Here is a 26537-nt window from a genome sequence, read left to right as displayed (position 1 = left end):
CCATGATTCTCACCACCGAAGGCCTCGAGGCCCTCCGCTCACAACTGATCGTCTCGTGCCAGGCCTACCCCGGCGAGCCCATGCGCGATCCCCGGACCACCGCCCAGGTGGCGGCCTCGGCTGTCATCGGAGGCGCTGCGGCGATCCGCGTCCAAGGCTTGGCCGACGTGCAGTTCACGCGCGCCGCCGTCGAGGTTCCTGTCATTGGCCTGTGGAAAGACGGCCACGATGGCGTCTTCATCACACCCACGCTGCGCCACGCCTTGGCGGTAGCGAATGCCGGTGCGCACGTTGTGGCGATTGACGGAACGCGGAGGGCCCGCCCGGATGGGCTTTCCCTGGGCGAAACGGTGGCTGGTCTCCACGCGGAATCACACGCACTGGTCATGGCTGATTGCGGTTCCTTCGACGACGCTGTTGCCGCCGTCGAGGCGGGTGCTGACCTGATCGGCACTACATTGTCCGGCTACACCGGCGAGCGCCCCAAGACTGACGGCCCGGACCTGGAGCTCCTGGAGCAGATCGCGTCCGCCCAACTGGGCAAGCCACTCATCGCAGAGGGCCGCATCCATACCCCTGCGCACGCACGGCAAGCCCTTGACGCCGGGGCGTTCGCCGCGGTGGTGGGCACCGCCATCACGCACCCGGCCACCATCACGGGCTGGTTCAAAGGCGCAATGCACGCGTGATTCGCAGCGTTGCGAGGCCCGCTCCGCACCTCAAAATCCGCGCCGGGCCCGCAAAGCAGGCCTCACAACCCCGGTGTCAGCGTCGCCTCTGGCATCTCCTGCGCACGGGAGTACTGGGACCACCCGCCGACGAACAGCCTCCCATGGCCCATACCCACATGCTCCATGGCCAGCAGGTTATGGCAGGCCGTTACTCCAGAGCCGCAGTAGGAGACCACGCCCTCTGCGGACAGAACGCCGGCAAGCTCGAAGTTCGCGCGAACCTGCAGTTCCGGGATCAAGTGTCCCGTGGAGTCGAGGTTCCCGCGGCACGGAACATTCACGGCACCGGGTATGTGTCCGGGACGAGGATCCACGGGATCCTGAAGTCCATCGAAGCGGTCACGGTTCCTCGCATCCACTCTCAGGTACGTGGCAGACGAGGCCTCGGAGATATCCGCCAGTAGATGCGCTGGCCAGGCCTGGGCCGAAAAATCCCCCATCCGTGGTGAAGGTGCCTGCGTGGTGAGTTCGCCTTGGTAAGCGGCCATGCCGCCGTTCAGTATCGCTGCGTTGTGTCCTGTCGACCGGAGCATCCACACGAGTCTGGCCGCGATGACTCCTCCGGCGTCGTCGTAGGCGACCACCGTGTCCGAGTCGTTGATCCCTGCACGCCGCATGCCTTCGGCAAACACGTTGGGGTCGGGCAACGGGTTCCTCCCGGCTTCAGGAGACGCCGGCCCGGACAACCATTGGTCAAGGTCCATGAACACAGCACCAGGAAGATGGCCGCTGTCATAGGCGTCCTTCCCGGAGGATCCGTCCAGATACCAGCGGGTATCGGCAAGAACGAATTTTCCGGCGTTCTCCGCGCACCAGTCCCAATCGACGAAAGGCCTCAAATCTTCTCCCATGCGAAGCAGCCTAGCCACCAATCCCACAATATGAGATGTGCATCTCGAAATATGGACGGTGCGGCCGCCTGGCTGGGCCCTTTTGCGCCCCAAAATCCGGCGCTGGCGCGCAGAGCGGGCCCCACAACGTACAGGTGCCGGTTGTAGGCTTCTCCCATGACTGCCGAGACCTCCCGGGAATTCGATGTAATCGTGATCGGCGCGGGCGCCGTAGGGGAAAACGTGGCGGACCGGGTGGTTCGCGGCGGCCTTACGGCGGTGATTATCGAGAGCGAGTTGGTGGGCGGCGAGTGCTCCTATTGGGCCTGCATCCCTTCCAAGGCACTTCTTCGTCCCGGGAACGTGCTCCACGCTGCCCAGGTGGTGCCCGGCGCGAGCGAGGCTGTTACTGGAGTGGTTGACGCCCAAGCTGCGCTGAAGAACAGGGATTGGTTCACCAACAACTGGCAGGACGGCAGCCAGGTGGAGTGGCTGGACAGCGCGGGCATCGAGCTCATCCGTGGCCGCGGCCGCATCACGGGCCCGCGCGAGGTCCAGGTGGATGGCCTCGACGGTAACAGTTACGCGCTCAAGGCACACCATGCCGTGGTGGTCGCGACCGGCTCCACCCCCACCATCCCGGACATTGAGGGCTTGAAAGATGTCCCGTTCTGGACCACCCGCGGAGCCACGGCAGCGAAGGAAATTCCCAGGCGCTTTACCGTGCTCGGCGGCGGCGTAGCGGGCGTGGAGATGGCGCAGGCATTCGCCCGGCTCGGCTCGGACGTGACCCTGATTGCCCGCGGTCGTTTGTTGAGCAGCTATCCGGAAGAGGCGGCCACCCTGGTGATGGCCGGACTCCGCGCCGACGGCGTCACCGTTCACGTCCACACCGATGTGGAGAGAACACAGAAGAACGACGACGGCACAGTGACAGTCGCGTTCGACGGCAAAACTGTCACCGCTGACAAACTGTTGGTGGCCTCAGGCAGGCACCCCGCACTGGCCAATCTGGGCTTGGAGAATGTTGGCGTCGAGCCCCGGAACGGCAAGCCGCTCCGCGTCACGACCGATGCCAGCGGCCTGGTTGAGGGCCCGGCCAGCGATGGCACCAGCGGACTCTGGCTGTATGCCGCGGGGGATGCCGCCGGTAAGGTCCTTTTGACCCACCAGGGCAAGTACGAGGCCCGCGCTACCGGTGACGCGATCGTGGCAAGGGCCAACGGCAAGCTCCAGGGCACACCGAAACCGTGGAGCCCGTGGGCCCATACTGCCAACGACCATGCCGTGCCGAGCGTGGTGTTCACCGACCCCGAGGTTGCCTCCGTGGGGCCCAGCCTGGAGCAGGCCCTCTTGCAGGGAAGGAACGTCACTGGCGTGGAACTCCCCATCAACGTGTCCGGTTCCCAACTGCACTCCCCCGACTACAAGGGCTGGGCCCAGATCGTGGTGGATGAGGATCGGCAGGTGATCATCGGCGCCACCTTCGTGGGCCCAGGCGTTGCAGAACTCCTGCACTCAGCCACCATCGCGATCGTGGGCGAGGTGAAGTTGGACCGCCTCTGGCACGCCGTTCCTTCATATCCGACCATCAGCGAAGTATGGCTGCGGCTCCTGGAAAAGTACGGACTCTAAATCTCTATTTGAACTGACCAGTCAGTTTAGTTAGACTTTCAGCAGACACCATTTCTGCGAAAGGCTTCATTGTGCTGTCCGTACAGCAACTCCAGATCAACGGCCGCCGGGACGATCTCCTGCCGGCAACGTCACTTCAGGTCCGCCGCGGCGAACTTCTGCTCGTTGCCGGAGAGGGCCAGGACCAGCGGACCGCTTTGGCGTTGGCCCTGAGCGGCCGCATGAAGCCCAGCAACGGCGTCCTCAGCTGGGACACCACCACCAAAACCAAAAAGATCCGGCTCGCCAGCGCCCTGGTGGACTCCCCCGGCGTCAACGAACCCGAGCAGCACCTCAGCGTCCGTGACCTCGTCACCGAAGACCTCTCCCTCATCCCCCGCCGCTACCGCGGCGCGTTGCTGAGCAAGCCGTGGCTGAAGGTCAACAGCTTCGAGGACATCGCGGGACTCTGGATCGAACAAATTCCCGCCACCCGCCGGCTCGAACTCCTGACCGCACTCGCCCTCGCAGATCCGGCCACGGACCTCCTCGTGGTGGACTCCCCCGACCGCCACAGCGCAGATCCCGCAGCGTGGTTGCCCAGGCTTCAGGCTTTGGCGTCCGACGCCGGGCGGCCGCTTGCCGTGGTCGCCGTCGTCGGTGCCCTCCCGGAGAACTGGACCGGAGCCGCCGCGGTGATCGGCAACTCCGTGATGCATCCACCCGAACCGGAGGCTGAGGGCCCGCACTCCGAAACCAAGCCAGCGGCCGCCGTCGAGCCTAAAGCCAAACATGCTGCCGAGCCGGTGACTGAAGAGCCGCAAACACTCGAAACTCCAGCGGCGCCCCAGGCGGCCGTCGACCCCGAATCCGAAAACCTCCAAAGGACTGCAAAGTGACTGTTCTGCGGCTCGCCCGCTCCGAACTCAAGCGCATGACCGGCGGGCTCCTGCCCAAGCTGACCATCCTCGCCCTGACGATGGTCCCGTTGCTGTACGGCGCCGTGTACCTCTATGCGAACTGGGATCCGTACGGCAACCTGAACCAGATCGACGCCGCCCTGGTAGTGGAGGACACGGGAGCAACGTCGTCGGACGGCACCGAACTGCAGGCCGGCCGGAAAGTGGCCGACAGCTTGGTGGAGGGACACGTCTTTAACTGGAAGCCGGTCTCCAGCGCCGAGGATGCAGACGCCGGTGTCCGTACGGGTGAGTACGCCTTCGCGCTGCGCATCCCCAAGGACTTCTCCGCCAACCTGGTCTCGCCCGGCAGCTTCGACGCCGCCAACCAGGCCATGCTGCACGTCACCACCAACGACGCCAACAACTACCTTTTGAGCACCATCGTGGACAAGCTCACCACGGCGGTTCACTCCACAGTGGCCAAGGAGGTGGGTGAGGAAACGGCAAACCAGCTCCTCACAGGCTTCGGAACCATCCATGCCTCCATCGTCAAAGCCGCGGACGGAGCCTCGGAACTGGCCACGGGCGTGACGAAGCTGAGCGACGGCGCCACAACCCTCCATGGCGGCACCACCGAACTGGTGGCCGGCGCCGACCAACTCGTGGCCGGTCAAACCAAACTGCGGGACGGTGCTGTCCAGCTCAACACCGGGGCCAGCCAGCTGAGCTCAGGCCTCACGGAGCTGAAGAACAAGACGGCGACGCTGCCTGCGGACTCCAGGAAACTCGCCGACGGCGCCGCCCAAGTAGCCGCCGGAAACGCCGAGCTGAACGCCAAAGTCCAGGACGTCGTCGGGCAGCTCGAAGCGGCAGACAAAGGCCTCCGTAACCGGGTGGTCGAGTCCAACGCGCGGCTGGTCGCGGCCGGTGTGCTGACGCAGGAGCAGGCCGCCAAGGTCCTGGCGGACTTCGACGCCGCCGCGGCATCGAGCCCCGTGACGGACGCGAAGGCCAAGATTTCCGGCGACGCCGCCAAGATCCAGCAACTCTCGGACGGCTCTGCTGCCGTGAGCGCCGGAGCTGCCAAACTCGCCGGCGCCACGCCAACACTCACCGACGCGATTTCGAAAGCCGCCGCAGGTGCCGGACAGCTGAACACCGGCGCAGCCACACTGGCCGCCGGACAGCAGACCGCTTTGGACGGCGCGGCCAAGCTCGACGACGGTGCCCGCCAACTGGACGACGGCGCAGGCCAGCTAGCCAGCGGCGCAGTGACCGCAGCCGATGGATCACACACCCTTGCCACCGAGCTCGCCAAGGGGGCGGGAGACATCCCCAACCCGAACGATGAGCAGAAGAGCAGCGTGTCCAAGGTGATTGCTGATCCCGTGGCGGTGGACAACGTCTCGCAGGCGAAGGCGGGCTCTTACGGCGCCGGACTGGCACCCTTCTTCCTGACCCTGGCACTGTGGATCGGCGTGTTTATGCTGGTCCAGGCCATGCGGCCCATCACCCAGCGGGCCCTGGCGTCGAACGCCCCCGCCTGGAAAATCGCCGTCGGAGGCTGGCTGCCGTTCTTCGTGGTCTCGGTGCTGCAGGCCACCATCCTCACTCTCGTGGTGAACCTTGGCCTGGGATTGAACCCCGCACACCCCATCGGCATGTGGCTGTTCATGCTGGCCGCAGTGATGGCCTTCAGCGCGATCATCCAGGGCATCGTGGCGCTGATGGGGACACCCGGCAAGTTCGTGGTGCTGATCCTGTTGGTCCTGCAGCTGGTGTCCTCGGGAGGAACGTTCCCGTGGCAAACCACCCCCATGCCGCTGCACGTGGTGCACGAGGTCCTGCCCATGGGCTACGTGGTGACCGGCATGCGGCACTTGATCTACGGAGGTGAGCTCAGCATGATCTGGCCCACTGTCCTGGGCCTGCTTGGATACACTTTGCTGGGAATGGCGTTGTCCACGCTCGCCGTCCGCAAGCACAAGGTGTGGACCCTCAAGACGCTGAAGCCGGAGATCGCAGTATGAGCACCACCGAGCCCGTCCCCACCGGTCCTGCAGAGAAGAAACTCCGCCCCGGCCGCACCAACGCCACCAAGCAGCGCCTGTTCGAGGCCTCCATGGAATTGATCGGCGAGCGCGGCGCCGCGGGGGTCACAGTGGACGAGATCGCGGCCGCGGCCGGTGTCTCCAAGGGGACCGTCTATTACAACTTCGGCAGTAAGTCGGACCTGATTGCCCAGCTGCTTCGGCACGGTGTGGACATCATGCTGGTCCGGCTCCAGGACGTTCGCGGACAGGCCAGCGACCCCTTGGAATCCATGAACAACATGGTGGGCCAAGCCATGGAATTCATGGACGACTACCCCTCCTTCGCCCGCCTGTGGGTCAGTGAAAACTGGCGCACGCCCGGCGAGTGGAGCGCCGTATTCGCCGAACTCCGGGCTGAGCTCCTGGCCGTGATTGGTTCGGCCGTGGAAAGCGTTGCGTCCGGGTACAAGGTCAACGAGTCCATTGCCCGCGGTTCACTGGAGGCAGCAATCTTCGGAGCGATCTTCGTGGTGGGACTGGACCGTCAGACGTACAACCCGGAACGGACCCGCGAGCAGAGCGTCGACGCCGTGATGACCATCATGCACGGGTACGTCATCAAGTAGCGCTGTCCGAGCGGGCCTCGGAACGGTATTCAACTGCAATGTACGGCGGCGTGGCGTGGCCACTTGGTCGGCGATGATTAACCTCATGCGTCACATGGGGAACAGTGGAAAGCTTGCGGTAGTGGCAGCCTTTGTGTCGCTCGGGCTCTTGGTACTGGCGGCCGTGGTCTTGGAAGAGCTGGTGCTGTACCTGTTCTTGGGCGCCGTGCTGGTCTGCTATTTGGCGTCCCTCGTCCAGGTTTTCAACCGCCGCCGCTACTTCGTGGTCCTCCTTGGCGCGGCGGGCACCAGCCTGTTCATTGGTTGCGGCATCGCGTTCCTGAGGATGTGGGGTATCGCCTTCAACCAGGATGCCAACGCCTTGGGCAGTGCCGGGAGCACCCAGGACTCCGACATCTACTTCTACCTGGCTGCCGCGGCCGGGGTCGGGACACTGGCTGTGCTGTTCCTCGGCGCGGTGGTGCCGTCGTTTGGTTCGCGTGCCGCTGCCTCTGCCGAAAGGCCTTCGACGGCGGCAAAGCGCACCCCCGCGCCGCGCAAACCCGCGACGCGCGCAGGGACACCGGCCAAGCGACCGGTTCAATCAGCACCGCGTACTTCCGGCGCCACGAAAACCCCGGCCGTGAAGCGTCCCGCACCCCGGACGCCAACGACGCCTGCCAAGCGACCGGCGTCGAGCGCGTCCGCCCAACGCAAGCCGGCCCCCAAGCGCTAACGTCCCCAAGTAGGTAACAGCACATGTCGCAATGGGCACTCATTACGACATGTGCTGTTACTTAGTTGGGAGGGTCAGGAGTCGAAACCCAGCCCGACGGCGTCGAGCGCTTTGAGGATGAGGTTCCGTTTCCCTTGATTGTGGTCGGCCCTGTCCATGGACCAGCGGGTCAGGTTGATGCCCAGGGAGGCCAGCGGCTCGGGAGGGAAGGGAAGCGGCCGTTTCCGAACCATCTCCACCCGGGTGCGCTCGGTGTCGAGGCCGGCCAGCAGGTCGAGGAGGACGTCCGCCGCGAAGGCTGTGGCCCCCACTCCCAGCCCCGTGAAACCAGCCGCGTACGCAACGCGCCCTTTCCGCGCTGTACCGAAGAACGCGCAGAACTGCGTGCTCGAGTCGATGGGACCGGCCCACTTGTGCGTGAACTTCAGTCCCTCCAACTGCGGGAACGTCGTGAAGAAGTGGGAGGCGATCCTCTCCCAGGTCTCCGGCTGGTATTCGTGCCGCTGGTCCACGCGACGGCCCCAGAAGTAGAGAGCATCGTACCCGCCAAAAAGAATCCTGTGGTCCTTGGTGATGCGGTAGTAGTGGAACTGGTTGGCAACATCGCCAATTCCCTGGCGTTTGCTCCACCCGATGGACTCCAGCTGTTTTGCCGTCAGGGGTTCGGTCATGAGCGCATAGTCGTACACCGGAACAGTCATGAGCTGGTTCCGCTTGAGCAGGGACGGAAACACGTTGGTGCCAAGAACCACGTACCCGGCCTCTACGTTGCCTCTTTCCGTGACCACGGTGACGCCGCAATCATGGTCCTTGAGTTCACGCACACGCGTTCCTTCGTGGATCACCACGCCCAACTCCGTTGCCACCCTCGCCAGTTCAAGGCCGAGTTTGTACGGGTGGACCATCGCCACGGAGTCCTTGTGCCAACGTCCCGCCAAGTACGTAGGGGAATTGACCTCTGCCCGGATGGCCTCCTGGTCCAGGAAGACACTGCCGGGGCTGTCGTCCCCCTGGAGCCACGCCACCTGATGGGGTTCGACGGCAACGTTGAGCTCACCGGTCCGCTCCCAGTCGCAGTCCATCCCGTATTTCTCCACGGCTTCCTGCATGCGGTCCAGGTTCTCCATGCCCAGACGGTCCAGGATCTCCAACTCGCCGGGCCAACGGTTCTTGCCGTTCTCGTGGCCGTGGGTGAGGCTCGCCTCGCAGAAGCCGCCATTACGGCCGGACGCCGCCCAGGCAACGTGTTCTGCTTCCAGCAGGATCACCGTCCGGCCAGGGTCACGTTCCTTGGCGCGAAGTGCTGTCCACAGGCCGGTGTATCCGCCGCCGATAATCACGAGGTCGGCGGCAGCATCGCCGTCGAGCTGTGGGTAATGAGTAGCTGAGTCCTTCAGGTCGTCGATCCAGAAGGGCCGATGGGCGGCACCTTCCAGCGCGTGGGATACGACGGCGGTCTGCGGGACATTCCGTTCGAAAACGGTGGTCTTCACGGGAGGTTCTCCTGTTTCAATGGTGATGTTCTTATCCGGTCAGGCAATGACCGGTTGGACGTCCCACAAGGGCCGGGGACGGGAGGCGATGAGGTTCCGCGTGTACTCATCTCCAGGGTCCTCAAGGATTCGTGCCGTGAGCCCCTGCTCCACGATCCGTCCCTGATGCATCACGATGAGCGCAGAACAGAGGCGTGACACCACGGCCAGGTCGTGGGTGACGAACAGGATGGTCAGTCCAAGCTGGTCACGCAGTTCCTCCACGAGTTCGAGCACCTGGGCCTGGACGGAGACGTCCAACGCACTGGTGGCCTCGTCCAGTACCAACAGGCGGGGTCGTGCGGCAAGGGCCTTGGCCAAGGCGACACGTTGACGCTGTCCGCCAGAGAGGGCCCGGGGCTTGGCGTCGAACCGTTCGGACCCGATCCCCACCCTTGCCAGGAGGTCGCGTGCACTGTCCTTGGCTTCCTTGCGTCCCTGCTTTTGGTGCAGCCGGAAAACATCGGCAACAGCATTGCCAACAGCGATCCGGGGATCCAAGGACAGGTACGGATCCTGGAAAACAATCTGTACTTCCTTGGCCAACACTTTCCTTTCGGATGCCTTCAGCGGCCGGTGTGGCCTGGTGACTCCGCGAAGGGTGAGTTCGCCTGCTGTGGCGGTTTCAAGCCCCAGCACCAGCCTGGCGAGCGTGGACTTCCCGGAACCGGACTCGCCCACGATGCCCAAGGACCCGCCCTCAGGCAAGCTGAAATGGGCGTTTTCCAAGGCGCTGATGACTTCTCCGCCGGGCAGGTGGTAGCTCTTGGACAACCCGGAGACCTCCAGCAAAGGAGACCCTGCCGGCTCATGCCCGGGAGCCGCAGCCAAGGCGGAGCCAGACCCCACCTCTATGACAGGAGTCGCCTCCACCAACTGCCGTGTGTAGTCCTGCTGGGGCGTCAGGAAAACAGCCTGGGTTGGTCCGTGTTCCACCACTTCCCCGCGACGGAGAACATAGACGCGCTCACACAGGCCCGCAGCCAGGTTGAGATCATGTGTGATGAACAGCATGCCCATCCCGCGGGACTGTTGTTCTTCGCGCAGGAGCCGCACAATCCCGGCTTGGGTGGTGACATCCAGGGCGGTGGTGGGCTCGTCGCACAGCAACAGGTCCGGCGAGTTCAGGAGGGCCGCAGCAATCATGACGCGCTGGAGCATGCCGCCGGAAAGTTGGTGCGGGTGCTGGTCCATGAGTTCCTTGGCCCGCCGAAGCCCCACTTGCTCCAGTTGTTTCACTGCGCGTTCTGTGGCCTCGGCGCGGCTCAGGCCGTCAAACCGCACGAGTGTTTCAGTGAGGAAGTCCCCCACGGTCCGGACCGGGTTGATGCCTGCCCGGGGGTCCTGGAAGATCATCGACGCATGTCCGCGGCGCAGCTCCATGAGCCGCTGCTTGCTGGCCGTCAGGGTGTCGAGGCCCTTCACGGACACGACGCCGGAGGACTCTGCACCACCGGGAAACAACCCCAGCGCGGCACGGGTGGTCAGGGACTTGCCTGAGCCGGACTCCCCCACCAAGGCGACCGCTTCGCCGTCGTTCACGTGCAGGGAAACGCTGTCCAGCAGCGGCGGCCTGCCCGGAAACCCAAGCGTAAAGTTTTCAATCTGCAAGAGCTGGCTCATGAAATTTTTCCTCCGATGCGGTCTGAGATTTCCTCGCCGATGACGTTGACGGCCACCACCACCAGGACCACCACCACAGCGGGCCAGAAGGCAGGCAGGAGATAGCCGCCCAGCAGGGCGCCGCGGGATTCCTCGATCATGGCGCCCCAGTCGCTGGTGGGCGGTTGGACCCCAAGCCCGATAAAGGAGAGCGCCGCGAGGTCTGCCAGCACGTAGCCGAAATTCAGGGTCGATTGGGCGCCAACAGTGGGAATGAGGTTGGGGAGAACCCGTCCCAGCACCACCCAGGGTGTCCGGAAACCGAGCACCCTGTACGCCTGGACGTACGGCCTGCTGCGTTCGGCCACCACCAATGACTGCGCGAGCCGGGCCACGTACGGAACGTACGCAATGGTCATGGCCAGGATGGGCGCCAAGAGCCCCTTACCGAACAGGGCGATGGCAAGCATGGCCATGAGCAGCGCGGGAAAAGCAAAGAGGAGATCGAAAAGGCGGCCCAAAACCTTGCCCAGCCAGCCCTCCGACCAGCCAGCCACCAAGCCAAGCAGCAATCCGAGGACAGTGGATCCGATCACCACGATGGTGGGCCCCAGCAGCGACGTCCGACCACCGTGCATGAGCCGGCTGAGGAGATCGCGGCCCAAGGCATCCGTACCCAGCAGATGCTGCCCGCTGGGACCGGCCAAAACGTTGTTGAGGTCTACATAGTCCGGGTCGTACGGCGCCAGGACCGGGGCGAACAGGGAAAGAAGTACGACGGCGGCGGCAACGGCAAGCGCGCCCCACGCCATGGGTGACAAGAGGCTGCCGTAACGGCGAAGCCCCGCCTGTGGCAGCTGGATGGCTAACGTCATCGGGACTCCGTTCCGGCCGCGATCCGCGGATCAATGAGGGGTTGGACGAGATCCACCACGGTGTTGACCAGGACGAACGCTGCAACCACCACCATGACGATCGCTTGGACAACACCGAAGTCGAGCCTGTCGATGGACTGCACCAGGAGTTGCCCGATGCCGGAGAGGCCGAAGGTCCGCTCGATGATGGCGCTGGAGACCAGGAGTCCGGCCACGAGCACGCCGCTCACGGTCAGGATGGGCCCCAAGGCGTTGCGCAGCACATGGCGTGCCACCACGGACCCACGGGTGAGTCCACGGCTGGTGGCCACCTCCACGTGTTCGCGGAGCAATTGCTCGTTCATGGAGGACCGCGTCACCCTGGCAACCATGGCGATGTAGGTGATGCCCAACGCGAGCGCCGGGAGGGTGAGATGCCAGATCCGGTCCCATCCGCCGTCGCCGCTTCCAAAGGAGGGGAACCAGCCCAGCCCCACGGAGAAGAGCGCTACCAGGGCAATGGCCGCAACGAACGGAGGAACAGCCCCGGCCGCAGTGAGCGTGATGAGGATGAAGCGGTCGCTGAAACCCTTGTTAAGGCTGGCGACGATCCCGGCAAACAAGCCGAGGACAGTAATGAACACCGCGGCCAAGGCGACGAGTTGCAGGGTGGTGGGCAGCCGGCCGAGCAAGACGTCGGAGACGTCCTGGCGGTAGGTCAGTGAGCGGCCCCAGTCCCCGTGCAGGATGCCGCCGAGCCAGTTCAGGTACTGTTCCCAGGCCGGCTTATCCAAGCCGAACTGCCGGGTGATCTCTTCCAGTGCCTCGGGTTTGGGGCTGCGTCCCCTGAGCAGGAAGCGGGCAGGGTCTCCGGGGACCAGGAAACGGGAGAAGAACACGGCCACGGATGCAACGAACAACGTCAGCACCAGGGCAAGCAGCTTCTTCACGATGTAGACCGCCGGGCGGACCGCCCTGCGTTTGTCCCGCTTGTGGCTGGGAGCGCCCGGCGTGTTGACAGCCTGGACTTGTTCTGTAGCGGTCATATCAGCGACCTCCTATCTGGGCTGCCCACGGGTAGTACATGTAATTGATGGACGGGTCCGCACCGGTGATGCGTTTGCCGAGCCACATGGAGGTGACGGTTTCGTAGAGCGGTCCCCAGACCACTTCCTCGCTGGCCAGCTTGGCGGCCTGGCCGGTGAGTTTGCCGCGGGCCTCCGGGTCCTGCACGCTGTAGGCGGAGTTCACCAGGTCATCGAATTCCGCGTTGCTCCAGCCGCCGTAATTGCTGAAGTCGCCGGTCCGCAGCACGCTGTACATTTCCAAGGGCTCGGTGCTGGAGAGGTACCAGGACGTCACCAGCAGGTCCACATTCTTGCGGGCCTCCGGGTCCGAGAACAAGGTGGTGTATTTGTCGTTGGACATGGTCTGGATTTCCGGTTCCAAGCCGATCTCCTTGGCTGCGGACGCGATGGCCCGTGCAGTGATGTCGAACGCGGCATTCAGGGAGGCGGTGGCAAAGACGAACTTGCTGCCTTCGGCCCCGGCTTCCTTCACCAGCTTCTTTGCCTCTTCCAGGTCATAGGGCGTGGAGAGGAGCCCATCAAAGGCCTCATCAGCTGTGGCAGCCGGGACGTCCTTCCACACGCTCCTGGTGGTCAGTCCATCCGTGTTCTTGGCGTAGCCCTGCTCCGCGGCCTTGATCAGTGCGTCCCGGTTGATGGCCATCATGAGTGCCTTGCGCACCCGGACGTCCTGGAAGGTCCCGGCCAGGTTGGTGAAGACCATGCTCTGTACGGAGGTGTCATTGCCGAAGTACAGGGACCCGGCGTCCTTGTTGGCTTTGAGGATGTCGATCGCATTGGACGGGATCGCGAAGCCGCCGTCGATTTCGCCCGTTTGGAAGGCGTTGATGCGGGAGGTGGCGTCCGGGAGCATGGTGAACGTGACCTGCTTCGATTTGGGTTTCAGGTCCGGATCCCAGTAGTCGTCGAAGCGTTTGAGGGTGATGCTCTCCCCCGCTTCCCACTGATCGAACTGGAACGGTCCCGTGCAGTTCACTCCCGCTTTTGAGTTGCCGTAGTCCTTGCCTGCTTCCTCAAGGGTTGCTGCGGACTCCACCACACCCGGGGCGCCCACCAGGGAAGAGTTGAACACGTAGTCCGGACGCGTGGTGGTGACCGTGACTTCGTAGTCGCCGGTCTTCTCGATGGACTCCACGTTTTGGTAGGACGATGCCCAGAACGAGCCCACCTCCGGGTCGAGGTGGCGGCTCAGGGAAGCGACGACGTCATCCGCCGTCATCTCGGTGCCGTCGTGGAACTTCACCCCTTGGCGGATGGTGTAAATCCACGTCAGGGGATCAGGGTTCTCCACTCCCGTGGCCAGGCCGGGCGACGTCGAGAGGTCCGCGTTCCATCTGAAGAGCGATTCGCACACATTGGACAGGACGGTGTTGTCCGGGTAATCGAACGCGTAGGCGTAGTCCAGGGAGAACGGCTCCGCGTACATGGCCCAACTGAAGTTGTCGATCTCCTTGGTGGGCGCTTCTGTGGAGTCGGCCAGGGTGTACTTGGCACCGCCCGCGGAGCCGGTCACGCTGGCGGGCTGCGCGCCGCAGCCGCCCAGGACCAGGCCGAGCACGACGCCGGCCACCATCACCGCGGTGATGCGCGACGGCGTCGTCCGCTGTTTGCGGCGCATGGTGCCACCCGCTGTTGGCGGCCTCACTGCATCACCGCCGGCTGCTGGCCGCGGGCTGTTTCCGCGACCGGGCTTTGGGCTGCCGCCCGGTCATAGACGCACTCGCCCCCAATCCACGTCTGCGTCACCACTCCCCGGTGCAGTTCCTCCACAGGAAGCTCGAAAAGATTGACATCCAGGACCGCGAGGTCGGCGAGTTTCCCCGGTTCCACAGTCCCCGTTGCGGCGTCCAGGTGGTTGATCCAAGCAGTGCCGTGGGTGTAGGCGTCCACGATCTGTTTGAGGCTGAGCTTTTGTGATGCCGGGCCGAGCGGGGGGAGGTTTTCTCCCGGGGCTGTGCGGTTCACTGCCACATGGATGGCCGCAATGGGGTCGGCAGTGGAGACCGGCCAATCGCTGCCCGCCACCAATCGGGCACCCGCAGAAGCCAGCTCACCGAAGGGATAGTGTCTGTCCTCGGCGCCCGGTTCAAGGAACGGGAGCGTCAGGGTGTCCATCTGTTCCTCGTGGCAGGCCCACAGTGCCTGTACGTTGGCGGCCGCATTGAGCTCAGGGAAACGGGGAATGTCCTGGCCGCGGACCACCTGCAAGTGGGCGAGGTGGTGCCGGTGATCGTTGGCGCCGTTGCTGTTCCGGGCTGCCTCCAGCGCGTCCAGGGCATCCGTGACAGCGCGGTCGCCAAGGGCATGGAAGTGAACCTGCATACCCTCGGCATCTATGGCGGTGACAAACTCCTTCAACTGCTCTGGCTCGAAGAACTCGATCCCGCGGTTGTCCGTGTGGTGGCCGTGGTGGTCCAGGTAGACGTGGTGCATGGCGGCCGTGTAGTTCTCGGCCACGCCGTCCACCATGACTTTGACCGTGTTGGCGTTGAGCTGCAGGGGGTCGAATGCTGCGGCCACCGTGTTCCGGCGTTCCACGATTGCTTCCAGCTGGGACATACCGGCGGTCCTGTCCCACCACTGGCATGCCGTGACCCTGACTTTGAGGTCCCCTGCCTTCGCTGCGTCCTGGTAGACCTCCAGGTGATCGGCATGTCCGCCCTCCGGGATGGGGACCCAGGCGTCCTGCCAGGCAGTGATGCCTTGGGCGAGCAGCAATTTCTGGGATGCGAGCAACCCTTGGTACGCCAACTCGTAAGGCACTGCCGGCTTTACCGCGTTGAAGAGGTCCATGGCACCTTCGTGGACGGTGCCTGCCGGTGTGCCGTCCTCTTCGCGTTCCAGCCGACCACCGTCCGGATCAGGTGTGTCCTTGGTGATCCCGGCGGCTTTGAACGCCGCAGTGTTGGCCCAAGCTCCGTGGTGGTCCCTGTTGACGAGGTACACGGGCCGGTCCGGGACCACGGCATCAAGCAACTCCCGGCCAGGGGTGCCCCCGTGGAACAGGTCCATGGACCATCCTGCGCCCACGATCCACGGTTGGTCCGGGTTGTCCGCGGCGTAGCGGGCCACTGTTTCTACAGCTTCTTCTGCGCTGCCCACCTCCGTCAGGTCGCACTGGAGCAGCTCTATCCCTGCGAAGATGGGGTGGATGTGGGCGTCCTGGAATCCGGGAAGCACCAGTTGCCCTTCCAGGTCCACACGGCGGGTGTCCGGCGTCGCCGTTGCCTCGAGGTCTTCAGCACCGCCGACGGCGATCACCCTGCCCTCGCCTATTGCCACGCTGGCCTGGACGGGTCCGGCGTCATTGCCGGTGTAAACCCATCCGTTCTCCAACAAAATCTCTGCGTGCACGATCGAGTCCTTTCGTGGGAAATTCAACTCTGCGAGACAGACTATGAGCCGGATCACACTAATGTCAACAGTGTTGACATCAGTGCTGACAAAGACTTTGACTTGTCCTCGAAAGGAGGTGGCCATGGATCATGTAGGTTGATAATCAACCGGGGATCGCATGGAAGGCGGACAACAGATGGTGCAGCCAGCACAGTCAACGGACCGCCGCACGCGCTTGGACCCAGCTACCATCATTGACGCCGTCCTCCGGATTTCCAGCCAGGAACCCAGTGAGCGGCTGACCGTCCGACGACTGGGGCAGGAACTTGAAGTAGACGCCACCGCCGTCTACCGCCACTTCCGGAACCGGGACGCAATCGTCAGGGCAGCGCTGGACAAGTTGTTCATGATGTCCGTGGATCGAACGCTGGCCTCGGCACGCGACCAGGACTGGCGCACCCGGCTGGAGACGTACCTCGATGAACTCCTCCGGGTCTTCATGCAGCACCCCTCCCTGGGCAGCGAGTCCTTCGCCACGGACACTTACGGCCCCGGTGAATTGACGGCAATCGAGTTCGTCCTCCAATGCCTCACCGACGCCGGGCTCGAAGAGGACCGCGTGGTGCACTACTACGCCGCCTTGGAAAGCTACACCCTTGCGCTCGGCGCCGGCATTGCGGTGGAAATCCAACGGCTCCCGGACTCCGAGGGCCACGATCCCTGGCTCAACCCCAGGGTCTTCACCCGAATCACCGGGCACCCGCTCCTTGAAAAGCACCACGCTGCACTGCAAACCCTCGACTCACTGAAAGCTTTCCAAGCCGGTCTCGCAGCCATCCTGGACAGCGCCGAACGCGAAAGCGCGCAGGCGCCGCAGGCCTGACAGCCTGCCACGCACCCAACCCACCTTCACCGCACGCACGCCGCCACCCGGCGTCGTTCCTTCATCACTGCCCGGACACCGACGCCCGGCAGGGAAAGCACGGCACCCCATGCATCAGTTCATTAACGGAAAACTCCTGCCCGGCACCTCGGGAAACACCCTGGACGTCATCAACCCGGCGACTTCGGAGGTGGTGGAAACCGTCAGCCTCGCCTCGGTGGCGGACCTCGAGGCCGCGGTGGCTGCAGCCCGTTCAGCCTTCCCGGCGTGGTCCCGAACTACCGCAGGAGAACGAGCCGGGATTTTGCAAAAGTTCGCCCGGATTATGGAGGAACGGGCCGCGGAGTTCTCCCGGGTGGAAAGTTCACAGACGGGCAAACCGTTGCGGTTGACCCGCGAATTCGACGTCCCCGGCACCGTCGACAACATCGACTTCTTCGCAGGAGCCTCACGCCATCTCGAAGGCAAAGCCACAGCTGAGTACTCGCCCCAGCACACCTCCTCCATCCGCCGCGAGGCGATTGGCGTGGTGGGGTCCATTGCGCCGTGGAACTACCCTCTGCAGATGGCGGCGTGGAAGATACTGCCCGCGATCGCCGCAGGCAACACCATTGTCCTCAAGCCTGCCGAGATCACACCACTGACATCCCTCATGTTCGCGCAGGCGCTCACGGATGCCGGACTGCCCGACGGCGTGGTGAACGTGGTGGTGGGTGACGGAGCCTCAGTAGGGGCCGCCCTCATGCAGCACCCGGACGTGGACATGGTGTCCTTTACAGGCTCCACCGCCATTGGCCGCACGGTCCTGGAAGCTGCTGCCGTCAACGCCAAGCGCGTGCACCTTGAACTGGGCGGAAAAGCACCTTTTGTGGTGTTCGACGACGCCACCTTGGACGCCGCAGTGCATGGCGCTGTGGCCGGCTCCCTCATCAACACGGGTCAGGACTGCACCGCAGCAACCCGCGCCATTGTGCACCGCAGTGTTTATGACGAGTTCGTGGCAAAGGTCGCCGAGCACTTCGAGGGGATCGTTCTTGGTGCACCCGGGGATCCCGACGCGGACCTTGGCCCGCTGGTCTCCTTCAAGCAACGGGACCACGTGGCGGGAATGGTGGAGCGGGCCCGGGGCTACAGCAAAGTGGTGGCCGGGGGCTACGCTCCCACGGGCAAGGGCCTTGCCGACGGAGCCTTTTACCGCCCCACGTTGGTGGTGGATGCGGCGCCTGACTCGGAGATTGTCAAAGACGAGGTCTTCGGCCCGGTCCTGGTGGTTCTTCCCTTCGACACCGATGACGAAGCGATCCATCTCGCCAACGACACCGTCTACGGACTCGCAGCGTCAGCCTGGACCAACAACCTCCAACGAGCCATGCGCGCCACCCGCGAGATCAAGGCGGGTTGCGTCTGGGTCAACGACCACATCCCGATCATTTCCGAGATGCCCCATGGCGGTTTCAAGCAGTCCGGATTCGGAAAGGACATGTCTGCGTACTCCTTCGAGGAATACACCCAGGTGAAGCACGTGATGGTGGAGCTGGACGGCGTCATCAAGAAGGACTGGCACCGGACGATCTTCACGCTGCGCTGATTCCGCCGTTGCGAGGCCCGCTCTGCATGACTCCGCGGGATTTATAGCCGCAGAGCGGGCCCCGCAATGGTCACTTCGGGCCGGATTTTTCGTCCAGTCCCCAGCACTGCCGTGGCCACGCCCAGCAGCAGGATCAGCCCACCCATGATTTCGGTAAGGGTGGGAATTTCATTCAAGACCAGCCACGCCGCCGTCATCCCCACCACCGGGACCAACAGCGTAAAGGGCACGACGTCGGAACTCGGGTACAGCGACAACAACCGGTTCCAGATGCCATACCCGATCAGGGAAGCAAACACCGCCGTGTAAATCGCGCTGAGGATGGTCGCCGGTTGCAGGTCCGTGAGCGTTGCCCACACGGTGCCAGGCCCGTCGACTACCAACGACAACCCCGCCAACGGAATAGGGACCACTGCGCCGGACCACACCACCAGTCCCAACCCGGAAGCGGCTTTGGAGTGCCGGGCCACCACGTTGCCAACAGCCCAGGACAACGCCGCGGCCAAAACGATCATGAGGGGAAGGACCGGCGCCACAGCGCTGCGCCCCAGTGCCACCACGCCCAGGCCTGCGATGCCCAGCACCACTCCGGCCATCTGACGCCGGCTGGGCTTCTCCCCCAGGAACTTCGATGCCAGCAGGATGGTCAACAGGACCTGCGCTTGGAGGACCAGCGAGGCCAAGCCCGCCGGCATCCCGAGTGCCATGCCCAGGTACAAGAGGCCGAATTGACCGGCACTCATGAAGAGTCCGACGCCGACTATCGCCTTCCAGCCCACGTCCGGCTTTCGGATGAACAGGATGAACGGAAAAACGACGAGAAGGAAGCGCATTGCCACGAAGAGCAGCGGAGGGACTTCCCTGCCGTTCGTGTGCAGGCCGAGGTCAATGGCGACGAAGTTGATACCCCATAAGACGGCGACCAAGACGGCAAGGGCAGCGTGGCGAAGGTTCACAAGTACACTCTGCCTCCCTTTAGCGTGAAGCACCAGCGTTGAATTCTGTATCTAACCGCGTAGATTTGCTTCATGATCGATATCTCAGCCCTGAGGGCGCTTGTAGCCGTGGAACAGCATGGCTCGGTAGTGGCAGCATCCGACGTCATGGGGTTCAGCCCCTCCGCGGTGTCACAGCAGATCAAAAAACTGGAAAAACAGACCGGTGTTGTGGTCCTGGAGCGCAATGGCCGCGGCGTGCTCCTCACCGAGCGTGGGCTGGCATTGGCCGGCTATGGCCGCCGGATCATGGGTGAACTCGAGGAGCTTCAGGCAACGCTGCTCGCTGATCCCGCCAAGCCGTCGGGCCTGCTGAGATTGGTGGCCTTCTCCACCGCATGCCGGGGGTTGGTGGGACCCATGCTCGGGCGCATGGCGGCCACCCACCCCGCCGTGAAGATTACGGTGCTGGCTGAAGACCCGCGCGAAGCCGTGCAGCGGGTGGCATCCGGCGAGGCGGAACTGGCAGTGGTCCACAACTGGAACTCCGTACCCCTGGTGATCCCGGAGAACCTGGTCCACGAGGATCTCTGCGTTGACCAAGCCGATGTCCTTGTTAACAGCACCCACCCTCTCGCGTCCCGCACCGCCGTCGAGCGTGAAGACTTGCTGAACGAGACCTGGATCAGCACCCCGGCGGGGGCTATCTGCAACGAGGCCCTGCTGCAGATCTTCGCCGGGCTGGGGCGGGTTCCCGACATCCGCGTTTACGATCCGGACTTTTCCACGCACATCGCCATGGTGGAGCAAGGGGTAGCCGTGGCGCTGGTACCACGCCTGGGAAGGCCGCTGCTCCCACCGGGAGTCGTTGCCATCCCCGTCATGAATCCCGTCCAGCAACGTTCAGTTGGGGTTGTGTACAGGAAAACGATGACCGCCAGCCCCACCATTCGCCAGGCCGTTCGCATACTGCGCGAGGTTTCGGGTGGGTTGCCCCTGCCCTAAGGCTAAGCGGCTGCGATCAACGTCACACAGGGGAACATTCGACGCTCGGCTCTCTGTTAGCTTAGGCTAACCTTACCTAGCGTTCCGCGCCGTCCGGAGCGCGATCGTCAAAACTTTTTGAAGGGGCCCAACTGTGGAAGCAATCCTCTTTCCAACGGACATGAACCACCATCACACCTATGGCCTGGTGAGTTACATCATGATCGACGACGGACTGTATCCGAGTGCCCACAACCGGCGCGATCCCTACGCACTGCCGGCGTTCGATATCCGCGGGCAATGGGTGTACCCCAGCCGTTACAACGAATACATGGCACCGCAATTGCCGGTATATATGTTCGACGGCGAGTATCTGATCGCAACAGGGCACGGAGACGAAGCGGCGGGCCTGCCCGTTTTCGAGATTCGTTGCATGTGCATGCCGCAGTTAGCCCACGGAGACCCAAGTAACTCGCAATAGCAGATTATGCGCGGGGCACAGTGAAGTGCGTCAGCCGCGCGTCCTGCCCGTCCAGCTCAGCCCAGGACTTCTCCGTCTCCAGTACCGTCAACGCACTCGTTGGGTATCGGGTAGCGGCATCCATGTACGCGTCGTGGTCCGAATCACGCGAAGCCAAGTGCATGGCCAGATCCTGGACGCCGGGCATGTGTGAGATGACCATCAGCGTGGTCACCGTGTCAGGAACATGATTGATGACCGTCAACATGCGGTTCGCGGAGGCGGCGTACAGGCCGTCCTCGAGTTTAGGGGTCGGCGCTTTGTCACCCAGCTCATCGCAGACCCAGGTGCAGGTCTGGCGGGTCCTCAGCGCGGACGAGCACAGGATGAAATCCGGCACCACGCCCTGCTTGAGCAACCATTTGCCCGCGAGCGGCGCTTCCCGATGCCCACGCTCTTCGAGGGGACGCTCATGATCAGGCACACCCATGGGCCAATCAGCCTTGGCATGCCGCATGATCACGAGGCGCTTGATGTGGTGGTCGCTCATGAACCAACCCTATCCGCTGCAGACTCCCTCCCCCGGGCCTTCCTGACCTTCTTTGGGAGATCAACAGCCCGTGGTCAACCTGGTGCGGTTGCTCAAGGGCTGTTGGCAGATCAAAGTGGGTCAGGACCCCACGCACGCCGGTCCGTGGGCTTGCGAGGTGGGGGCGGCCGTGGGGAGGAACGAGCGCCGGCGCAGAGGGATGTTGCCGCCTTTCGGCTGCGGTGCTACTTAGATCGAGTATTCCGGAGCGGCCCAGACAATAACTTCGGGGTGCTCGTAGAAGCGGTAGCCCTGGCCGCGGACCGTGCGGACGGTGTTGGCGAGGCGGCCGAGCTTGGAGCGGAGGCGGCGGATGTGGACGTCGATGGTGCGCTCGTTGGGCACCTCTTCGGCGTTGCGCCACAGACCCTCAAGGAGTTCGTCGCGACCCACGGTGCGAGTGCCGTTCTCGACGAGGTAGTTGAGGAGCTCGAATTCCTTGAATGTCAGGTTCAGTGACTCGCCGTCGAGGTGCACTTCGCGGCGGGCGAGGTCGATCAGCACGCCGGAGGGGCGCGATTCCTGCTGGGGCGTCGGACGGGCAGCTTCGGTGCGCTGGCGTGCGGCGACGGTGGGGTCCCCGAACGTGGAACGCACGACGTCGAGTGCGGACCCGGGTGCCCCGGCTGGGGCGACTGCGACGGCAGCGTAGCTCTCAGCGCCGGTCACGAGGGACTGCGCATAGGCCCGGATTTCCTGGGCCAGCTTGGCAATGGAGGTGCCGGCTGCCGCTGCTGTTTCCTCGTCAATGCCCATGTAGAGCACAAAGCCGCGGGCCACATTGTCGTTGGCAACGGGGCGGAGCCTGTCGGACTGGGCAATCACCGGAGTGGGCGCAGTCATGGGTGCCGGCTCGGCGGTAGGTACGGCGCGCAACTGGCCATAGGAGTTGGGGTTGTAACCCTGCGGAACGTAACCGGGAGCCTGCTGGCCTGCGCCCTGCTGGGCGGGGGCGTAGCCGGGGCGGTTGCCAAAGCCGGGGCGGAGCCCCGCGTTCGACGCGGCCTTGTTGGCGTTACGGACGGAGATGTGGACGTATCCAGATGCAACTGACATGGAGTGCTTACCTCAAAAGTGAATAGCCGTCATCGCGGCTTCGAATGCTGGTTGTCCCCGCAATGAGTTTGGGGAGGGGCGCCCAACGCTGGGCTAGGGGGCGAATGCCTGAAACTTCTTGGGGTGGAAAGTTAGGCTTGCATTCGACAACAGCGGTCATCATGGCCAGCGGGTGTGCTGGACCAGGTTGCTGCGGCTGCAGGTGCTGTTGAGTTCTTGTTCACATTGGAAGTGTGCAACGTAACAATGGCAACACGCAAGTAACAAAGCGCCGAACCGTCCACATTTTGAGACGCAGAGGTCTATTGTGTCGCAAATCACAATTCAGTTCTGACCTAAAATGAACGTCTCTCAATTCTGCCGCGACTGCCTTTTTTAGTGCCCTGCCGAATTTCCTTCGCGTCGGAGGGCATTTGGCGCATCTGCCTCCACGCGAACCCTGCCTCCGCGGAATCTCACGATCTGAAACAACTGTTGTCCAATCGCGGAAACGAAAATCCCCGCATTTTCGACCCCGTGTCCCCGCAAATCGCCTCACTCTCGGACGTGAGAGAGCGTCGGCCGGAAACAAACGGGACGTGAGCGAGCGTCGGCCGGAAACCAACGGGACGTGAGAGAGCGTCGGCCGGGGCCGGACACGTGTCACCGCACTTCCACGTCGCTAGTGTTGACTTCACAGCGTTCTCACAGGACCGGCAAAGCGCGGGCTAACCAGCAGATCGGAGAGTTGTCCCATGGCCTCCTCGCACTCCATGACCAACAACCTTCCTCAACTCTCCCACCCGGACGGCTCCCCTATCCGTGCCCTGGTGGTGGATGACGAGCCCAGCCTCGCTGAGCTCATGAGCATGGGGCTTCGAATGGCCGGGTGGTCAGTTGCTGTTGCCGGCGACGGCCCTGGGGCCGTGAAGCTTTCCAAAGAGTTCCGGCCCGATGTCCTCGTACTGGACGTCATGCTTCCCGGATTCGACGGTGTGGAAGTCCTCAACCGCATCCGTGCGTTTGCCCCGGAAGTTCCCGCGCTTTTCCTCACAGCCAAGGACGCCGTGCAGGACCGCATCGTCGGGCTGGCTGCCGGCGGCGACGACTATGTCACCAAACCCTTCAGCATGGAGGAAGTCCTCCTGCGACTGCACCGCCTGGTCCAGCGTTCCGGCGTGGCCGCCATGGACACAGCCGAACTGGTGGTGGGTGACCTTACCCTGAACGTGGACACCCGTGAAGTCACCCGGGCCGGCGAGGACATTCCGCTTACCGCCACCCAGTTTGAGCTTTTGCGCTACCTCATGGAGAACCCTAAACGAGTGGTCAGCAAAGCACAGATCCTGGACCGTGTGTGGGACTACGACTTCGGTGGACAAGCCAACATCGTGGAGCTCTACATTTCCTACCTGCGCAAGAAGATCGAAGCAAACCACCCTCCGATGATCCACACCATCCGCGGCGCCGGCTATGTCATCAAGCCTGCGGACTAGGCGTTGAGCACCCTTTCAGGAGTGGCCAAAAAGTCACACCGCAGTTGGCTCAGCCCCTCCGCGTGGCACCTGCGTACCCGACTGGTCCTGGTCGCCATGGCCTTGCTGGTCGCCATTTGCGCTGCCGTGGGAGTGGTCAGCTACGCCTCCATGGACATGGTGTTCAACAAGCAGCTCGACCGGCAGTTGGAGCAGGCGTCAAGCCGCGCGACCAGCTTCGGCAGGCCGCCGTCGAACTTTCCGTCCTCCCCCTCCGGAAGGCCGGACCCGCTGGAAGCGCGCGGCCAGGCCGCTGGAACGCTGAACGCACGGATCGATGGAACAACCGTGATCAATCCAGGCGTTATTGAGGCCTCCGGCAAGCGGGCCGAACTCACGGCGGACGACAAACAGATTCTGCTGTCGTTGCCCCGGGACAACCGGCCTGTGGACCGATCGCTCTCCTATGGGGATTACCGGCTCGTGGCCGTCGAAACTGCCGGCGACGTGATCGTGACGGGACTGCCTCTCGCGGACAAGCAAAGCGCCGAGGCCTCGCTGGTGTGGACCATGGTGCTGGTGTCGCTCGGCGGACTGGCTGTGATCGGCCTCGCGGGAACGGTAATCATCCGGCGGACCATGCGTCCATTGGAGCAGCTCTCCGAGGTAGCCACCAAAGTTTCCCGCCTCCCTCTCGACGCCGGTGAGGTGGCACTTGCGGTGCGGGTCCCGCCGTCGGCCGCCCATCCCGGAACCGAAGTCGGCAGCGTTGGCCATGCCCTCAACCAGATGCTGAACAACGTCTCCAGTGCTTTGGAAGCCCGCCAGGAAAGCGAAACCAAGGTGCGCCAGTTCGTCGCGGACGCGTCGCACGAACTTCGAACGCCGCTTACGGCCATCCGCGGTTACACCGAACTGTTGAGCATGACCGAGAACTTCACCGATGACGGCCGAAAGTCGCTGGCACGCGTCCGGAGCCAGTCCGAACGGATGACCACCCTGGTGGAGGATCTGCTGCTGCTTGCCAGGCTGGACGAAGGCCAGGCGCTCAAGATCACGGACGTGGACCTCACCCAGTTGGTGATTGAAACTGTCAGCGACGAGAAAATCATGGCACCGGACCAGATTTGGCAACTCCAACTCCCGGATGAACCCGTCACGGTCCGCGGCGACGTTACGCAACTGCACCAGGTCCTGGCCAATCTTCTCTCCAACGCCCGTAAACACACCGATGCCGGCACCACGGTGGTCACGAGCGTGATGCTCTCCGCCGACGGCAGCCCAGTGGTGACCGTAACGGACAACGGGCCCGGCATTCCAGAGGATTTCCAGGGCCGGATCTTCTCCCGTTTTGCCCGCGCCGACGCTGCGAGATCGGGGTCCGAGGGCACGTCGGGGCTGGGTCTGTCGATCGTTGAATCCATCGTGGAAGCTCACGGCGGCAGCGTGCACGTGGCGTCCCGTCCAGGGGGCACGGAATTCACCCTTCGATTCCCTGTGGTCGCCACCGAACAGAAGTTACGAACCCAGCAAGGCGACTCACCGTCGTCGTGATCTCTGTTACCTAAATGTGACTTCTACGAATTCCTCCTGTACCGTCGAAAGGGTGGGTCGCCCCAACTGGCCCACATCCGGGATGCGCCGAGCTCTGCCACTTCCCGGAGTCCGTACTTACTCCGAGGCAGAGACGGGGGACCCAGAGTCTCCGGGACCAGGCATTTATGCCGGACCCTTGGGGTGAAGCCGCAGCGTGATGCGCGGCCGGATGACCTCATCCGAACCCGACAGCTAACTCCGCAGGCGCTGAGAGGTAATCACACATGTCTGAATTTAATGATCAGACGCGCCCTTCCGCGCGTCACCGCGATGAGCACAACGCACCGTTGACCAAGTCGCAGGCTGTCCTCAAGAACGCTGCCCGCCAGGGCAAGTCCGGCCACCGCATGTCGGTTGTTGCCGGTGTTGTAGCTGCTGCGCTGGGCGTTGCATCGCTCGGTACTGCTGCCAACGCCGCCCTGACCCTTCCCGAGGTAAGCCGCGTTGCAGAGACCCAGGCGAATGCCCAGGTCAGCAACAACAAGACAGCTGAAATCTCCGCTTCCTTGGATGCAGCCGCTGCAAAGGGCGCCGCTGACAGGGCAGCCGTGGACAAAGCCGCAGCCGAAAAGGCCGCAGCCGAGAAGGCCGCGGCGGACCAGGCCGCCGCTGAAAAGGCCGCCGCCGAGAAGGCCGCTGCCGACCAGGCCGCCGCTGAAAAGGCCGCCGCTGATGCTGCAGCCAAGCAGGCCGCCGACGCCGCTGCTGCCGCCGCCGCTGCCGAAGCTGCAGCTGCTGCTGCCGCCCCCAAGGCCGTGGACGATCCCGCCGCTGCCAAAGCCTACGCTGCCAGCATCCTTGGCAACTACGGCTGGAGCGCCAGCGAAATGACTGCGCTGAACACCCTGTGGGAGAAGGAATCCAACTGGAGGACGACCGCCACCAACGCTTCCAGCGGTGCTTACGGCATTGTCCAGTCGCTGCCGGCTAGCAAGATGGCAACCGCGGGCGCTGATTGGCAGACCAACTACCAGACCCAAATCAAGTGGGGCTTGAACTACATCAAGGAACGCTACGGATCCCCGTCGGCCGCCCTGGGCTTCCACTTGGCCAACAACTGGTACTAAGCCAGACTGCTTGATTACCGCGCCGGTTGCCGCCGCCCGCACCAGTACAGACTGGAGCGGAT

General features: G+C 63.7%; 23 protein-coding genes and 1 riboswitch. Of the genes, 13 read left to right on the top strand and 10 right to left on the bottom strand.

Features of this window, described 5'->3' with window-relative positions; genetic code table 11:
• Positions 1-2 precede the first annotated feature (2 nt).
• Complete coding sequence (locus ABQM86_RS04810; RefSeq protein ID WP_369746049.1) at positions 3-689, top strand: N-acetylmannosamine-6-phosphate 2-epimerase; 687 nt, start codon at positions 3-5, stop codon at positions 687-689.
• 62 nt (positions 690-751) lie between these two features.
• Here ABQM86_RS04810 and ABQM86_RS04805 read toward each other — a convergent pair whose 3' ends face one another.
• Positions 752-1582, bottom strand: a complete 831-nt coding sequence (locus ABQM86_RS04805; protein ID WP_369746048.1) for a sulfurtransferase — start codon at positions 1580-1582, stop codon at positions 752-754.
• A 156-nt stretch (positions 1583-1738) separates the two neighbouring features.
• On the opposite strand from ABQM86_RS04805, the gene ABQM86_RS04800 reads away from it, so the two are divergent.
• From ABQM86_RS04800 to ABQM86_RS04780, 5 genes are all read left to right on the top strand, one after another.
• On the top strand, positions 1739-3196 hold the full coding sequence (locus tag ABQM86_RS04800; protein WP_280626773.1) for an NAD(P)/FAD-dependent oxidoreductase: 1458 nt from the start codon (positions 1739-1741) through the stop codon (positions 3194-3196).
• A 71-nt stretch (positions 3197-3267) separates the two neighbouring features.
• Positions 3268-4074 carry an ABC transporter ATP-binding protein gene (locus ABQM86_RS04795; RefSeq protein ID WP_369746047.1) on the top strand — a complete coding sequence of 269 codons (807 nt, stop codon included), beginning with the start codon at positions 3268-3270 and terminating at the stop codon, positions 4072-4074.
• On the top strand, positions 4071-6107 hold the full coding sequence (locus ABQM86_RS04790; RefSeq protein WP_337340407.1) for a YhgE/Pip domain-containing protein: 2037 nt from the start codon (positions 4071-4073) through the stop codon (positions 6105-6107). Before ABQM86_RS04795 ends, ABQM86_RS04790 begins: the two co-directional genes overlap by 4 nt.
• Entirely contained in the window at positions 6104-6736 is a 633-nt protein-coding gene (locus tag ABQM86_RS04785) for a TetR/AcrR family transcriptional regulator (protein ID WP_207596309.1), read from the top strand. The genes ABQM86_RS04790 and ABQM86_RS04785 overlap by 4 nt, the downstream gene beginning before the upstream one ends.
• Positions 6737-6830: 94 nt before the next feature.
• Positions 6831-7451 carry a hypothetical protein gene (locus ABQM86_RS04780; protein ID WP_242703529.1) on the top strand — a complete coding sequence of 207 codons (621 nt, stop codon included), beginning with the start codon at positions 6831-6833 and terminating at the stop codon, positions 7449-7451.
• A 74-nt stretch (positions 7452-7525) separates the two neighbouring features.
• Here the strand turns inward: ABQM86_RS04780 and ABQM86_RS04775 are convergent, their stop codons facing one another.
• From ABQM86_RS04775 to ABQM86_RS04750, 6 genes are read right to left on the bottom strand one after another with little or no spacing between them, the layout of a single operon-like run.
• The gene (locus ABQM86_RS04775) at positions 7526-8944 is read right to left on the bottom strand and encodes an NAD(P)/FAD-dependent oxidoreductase (RefSeq protein ID WP_369746046.1); all 1419 of its coding nucleotides are present in this window, start codon (positions 8942-8944) and stop codon (positions 7526-7528) included.
• A gap of 39 nt (positions 8945-8983) precedes the next feature.
• A complete protein-coding gene (gene nikE / locus ABQM86_RS04770; RefSeq protein WP_369746045.1) occupies positions 8984-10606 on the bottom strand; it encodes a nickel ABC transporter ATP-binding protein NikE in 1623 nt (540 codons plus the stop codon).
• A complete protein-coding gene (locus ABQM86_RS04765; protein WP_207596303.1) occupies positions 10603-11460 on the bottom strand; it encodes an ABC transporter permease in 858 nt (285 codons plus the stop codon). The genes nikE and ABQM86_RS04765 overlap by 4 nt, the downstream gene beginning before the upstream one ends.
• Positions 11457-12485 carry an ABC transporter permease gene (locus ABQM86_RS04760; RefSeq protein WP_369746044.1) on the bottom strand — a complete coding sequence of 343 codons (1029 nt, stop codon included), beginning with the start codon at positions 12483-12485 and terminating at the stop codon, positions 11457-11459. Before ABQM86_RS04760 ends, ABQM86_RS04765 begins: the two co-directional genes overlap by 4 nt.
• A 1-nt stretch (position 12486) precedes the next feature.
• Positions 12487-14145, bottom strand: coding sequence for an ABC transporter substrate-binding protein (locus ABQM86_RS04755; RefSeq protein WP_369746043.1), 1659 nt, complete (start codon positions 14143-14145; stop codon positions 12487-12489).
• A 23-nt stretch (positions 14146-14168) separates the two neighbouring features.
• The gene (locus ABQM86_RS04750; RefSeq protein WP_369746042.1) at positions 14169-15881 is read right to left on the bottom strand and encodes an amidohydrolase; all 1713 of its coding nucleotides are present in this window, start codon (positions 15879-15881) and stop codon (positions 14169-14171) included.
• A 178-nt stretch (positions 15882-16059) separates the two neighbouring features.
• Here ABQM86_RS04750 and ABQM86_RS04745 point away from each other — a divergent pair, with 178 nt between their 5' ends.
• Positions 16060-16746 carry a TetR/AcrR family transcriptional regulator gene (locus ABQM86_RS04745; RefSeq protein ID WP_242703528.1) on the top strand — a complete coding sequence of 229 codons (687 nt, stop codon included), beginning with the start codon at positions 16060-16062 and terminating at the stop codon, positions 16744-16746.
• 109 nt (positions 16747-16855) lie between these two features.
• The gene (locus ABQM86_RS04740; RefSeq protein WP_369746041.1) at positions 16856-18334 is read left to right on the top strand and encodes a gamma-aminobutyraldehyde dehydrogenase; all 1479 of its coding nucleotides are present in this window, start codon (positions 16856-16858) and stop codon (positions 18332-18334) included.
• 41 nt (positions 18335-18375) lie between these two features.
• On the opposite strand, the gene ABQM86_RS04735 is transcribed toward ABQM86_RS04740, so the two are convergent.
• Positions 18376-19290 (bottom strand): EamA family transporter, encoded by a 915-nt coding sequence (locus ABQM86_RS04735; RefSeq protein ID WP_369746040.1) that lies wholly within the window; start codon positions 19288-19290, stop codon positions 18376-18378.
• Positions 19291-19362: 72 nt separating this feature from the next.
• Here ABQM86_RS04735 and ABQM86_RS04730 point away from each other — a divergent pair, with 72 nt between their 5' ends.
• On the top strand, positions 19363-20274 hold the full coding sequence (locus tag ABQM86_RS04730) for a LysR family transcriptional regulator (protein WP_369746039.1): 912 nt from the start codon (positions 19363-19365) through the stop codon (positions 20272-20274).
• A 133-nt stretch (positions 20275-20407) separates the two neighbouring features.
• A complete protein-coding gene (locus ABQM86_RS04725) occupies positions 20408-20734 on the top strand; it encodes a hypothetical protein (protein ID WP_242703527.1) in 327 nt (108 codons plus the stop codon).
• A gap of 4 nt (positions 20735-20738) precedes the next feature.
• Here ABQM86_RS04725 and ABQM86_RS04720 read toward each other — a convergent pair whose 3' ends face one another.
• Positions 20739-21263, bottom strand: coding sequence for a histidine phosphatase family protein (locus ABQM86_RS04720; protein ID WP_089593735.1), 525 nt, complete (start codon positions 21261-21263; stop codon positions 20739-20741).
• A gap of 228 nt (positions 21264-21491) precedes the next feature.
• On the bottom strand, positions 21492-22358 hold the full coding sequence (locus ABQM86_RS04715; RefSeq protein ID WP_207596294.1) for a winged helix-turn-helix domain-containing protein: 867 nt from the start codon (positions 22356-22358) through the stop codon (positions 21492-21494).
• Between the two features lie 734 nt (positions 22359-23092).
• On the opposite strand from ABQM86_RS04715, the gene ABQM86_RS04710 reads away from it, so the two are divergent.
• The 3 genes from ABQM86_RS04710 (at position 23093) to ABQM86_RS04700 (ending at position 26475) form a co-directional block, all read left to right on the top strand.
• The gene (locus ABQM86_RS04710; protein ID WP_207596293.1) at positions 23093-23833 is read left to right on the top strand and encodes a response regulator transcription factor; all 741 of its coding nucleotides are present in this window, start codon (positions 23093-23095) and stop codon (positions 23831-23833) included.
• 3 nt (positions 23834-23836) lie between these two features.
• Positions 23837-25366, top strand: coding sequence for an ATP-binding protein (locus tag ABQM86_RS04705; RefSeq protein ID WP_369746038.1), 1530 nt, complete (start codon positions 23837-23839; stop codon positions 25364-25366).
• Positions 25367-25441: 75 nt separating this feature from the next.
• A riboswitch (cyclic di-AMP (ydaO/yuaA leader) is annotated at positions 25442-25629 on the top strand.
• Positions 25630-25632: 3 nt separating this feature from the next.
• Positions 25633-26475 carry a hypothetical protein gene (locus ABQM86_RS04700; protein ID WP_280626743.1) on the top strand — a complete coding sequence of 281 codons (843 nt, stop codon included), beginning with the start codon at positions 25633-25635 and terminating at the stop codon, positions 26473-26475.
• The last annotated feature ends 62 nt before the right edge of the window (positions 26476-26537 follow it).

The organism is Paenarthrobacter sp. AMU7 (assembly GCF_041200195.1).
Classification (GTDB): Bacteria; Actinomycetota; Actinomycetes; order Actinomycetales; family Micrococcaceae; genus Arthrobacter.
The sequence above is the reverse complement of the archived record's forward strand: the minus strand, read 5'-3'. Positions and strand labels throughout refer to the sequence as shown.

What these genes read in the sequence shown, in the direction of transcription:
- ABQM86_RS04755 (WP_369746043.1), bottom strand. Translation starts at nt 14,145, where the DNA reads ATGCGCCGCAAACAGCGGACGACGCCGTCGCGCATCACCGCGGTGATG.
- ABQM86_RS04805 (WP_369746048.1), bottom strand. Translation starts at nt 1,582, where the DNA reads ATGGGAGAAGATTTGAGGCCTTTCGTCGATTGGGACTGGTGCGCGGAG.
- ABQM86_RS04730 (WP_369746039.1), top strand. Translation starts at nt 19,363, where the DNA reads ATGATCGATATCTCAGCCCTGAGGGCGCTTGTAGCCGTGGAACAGCAT.
- ABQM86_RS04765 (WP_207596303.1), bottom strand. Translation starts at nt 11,460, where the DNA reads ATGACGTTAGCCATCCAGCTGCCACAGGCGGGGCTTCGCCGTTACGGC.
- ABQM86_RS04780 (WP_242703529.1), top strand. Translation starts at nt 6,831, where the DNA reads ATGGGGAACAGTGGAAAGCTTGCGGTAGTGGCAGCCTTTGTGTCGCTC.
- ABQM86_RS04800 (WP_280626773.1), top strand. Translation starts at nt 1,739, where the DNA reads ATGACTGCCGAGACCTCCCGGGAATTCGATGTAATCGTGATCGGCGCG.
- ABQM86_RS04700 (WP_280626743.1), top strand. Translation starts at nt 25,633, where the DNA reads ATGTCTGAATTTAATGATCAGACGCGCCCTTCCGCGCGTCACCGCGAT.
- ABQM86_RS04745 (WP_242703528.1), top strand. Translation starts at nt 16,060, where the DNA reads ATGGTGCAGCCAGCACAGTCAACGGACCGCCGCACGCGCTTGGACCCA.
- ABQM86_RS04720 (WP_089593735.1), bottom strand. Translation starts at nt 21,263, where the DNA reads ATGAGCGACCACCACATCAAGCGCCTCGTGATCATGCGGCATGCCAAG.
- ABQM86_RS04810 (WP_369746049.1), top strand. Translation starts at nt 3, where the DNA reads ATGATTCTCACCACCGAAGGCCTCGAGGCCCTCCGCTCACAACTGATC.
- ABQM86_RS04710 (WP_207596293.1), top strand. Translation starts at nt 23,093, where the DNA reads ATGGCCTCCTCGCACTCCATGACCAACAACCTTCCTCAACTCTCCCAC.
- ABQM86_RS04785 (WP_207596309.1), top strand. Translation starts at nt 6,104, where the DNA reads ATGAGCACCACCGAGCCCGTCCCCACCGGTCCTGCAGAGAAGAAACTC.
- ABQM86_RS04740 (WP_369746041.1), top strand. Translation starts at nt 16,856, where the DNA reads ATGCATCAGTTCATTAACGGAAAACTCCTGCCCGGCACCTCGGGAAAC.
- ABQM86_RS04715 (WP_207596294.1), bottom strand. Translation starts at nt 22,358, where the DNA reads ATGTCAGTTGCATCTGGATACGTCCACATCTCCGTCCGTAACGCCAAC.
- nikE (WP_369746045.1), bottom strand. Translation starts at nt 10,606, where the DNA reads ATGAGCCAGCTCTTGCAGATTGAAAACTTTACGCTTGGGTTTCCGGGC.
- ABQM86_RS04760 (WP_369746044.1), bottom strand. Translation starts at nt 12,485, where the DNA reads ATGACCGCTACAGAACAAGTCCAGGCTGTCAACACGCCGGGCGCTCCC.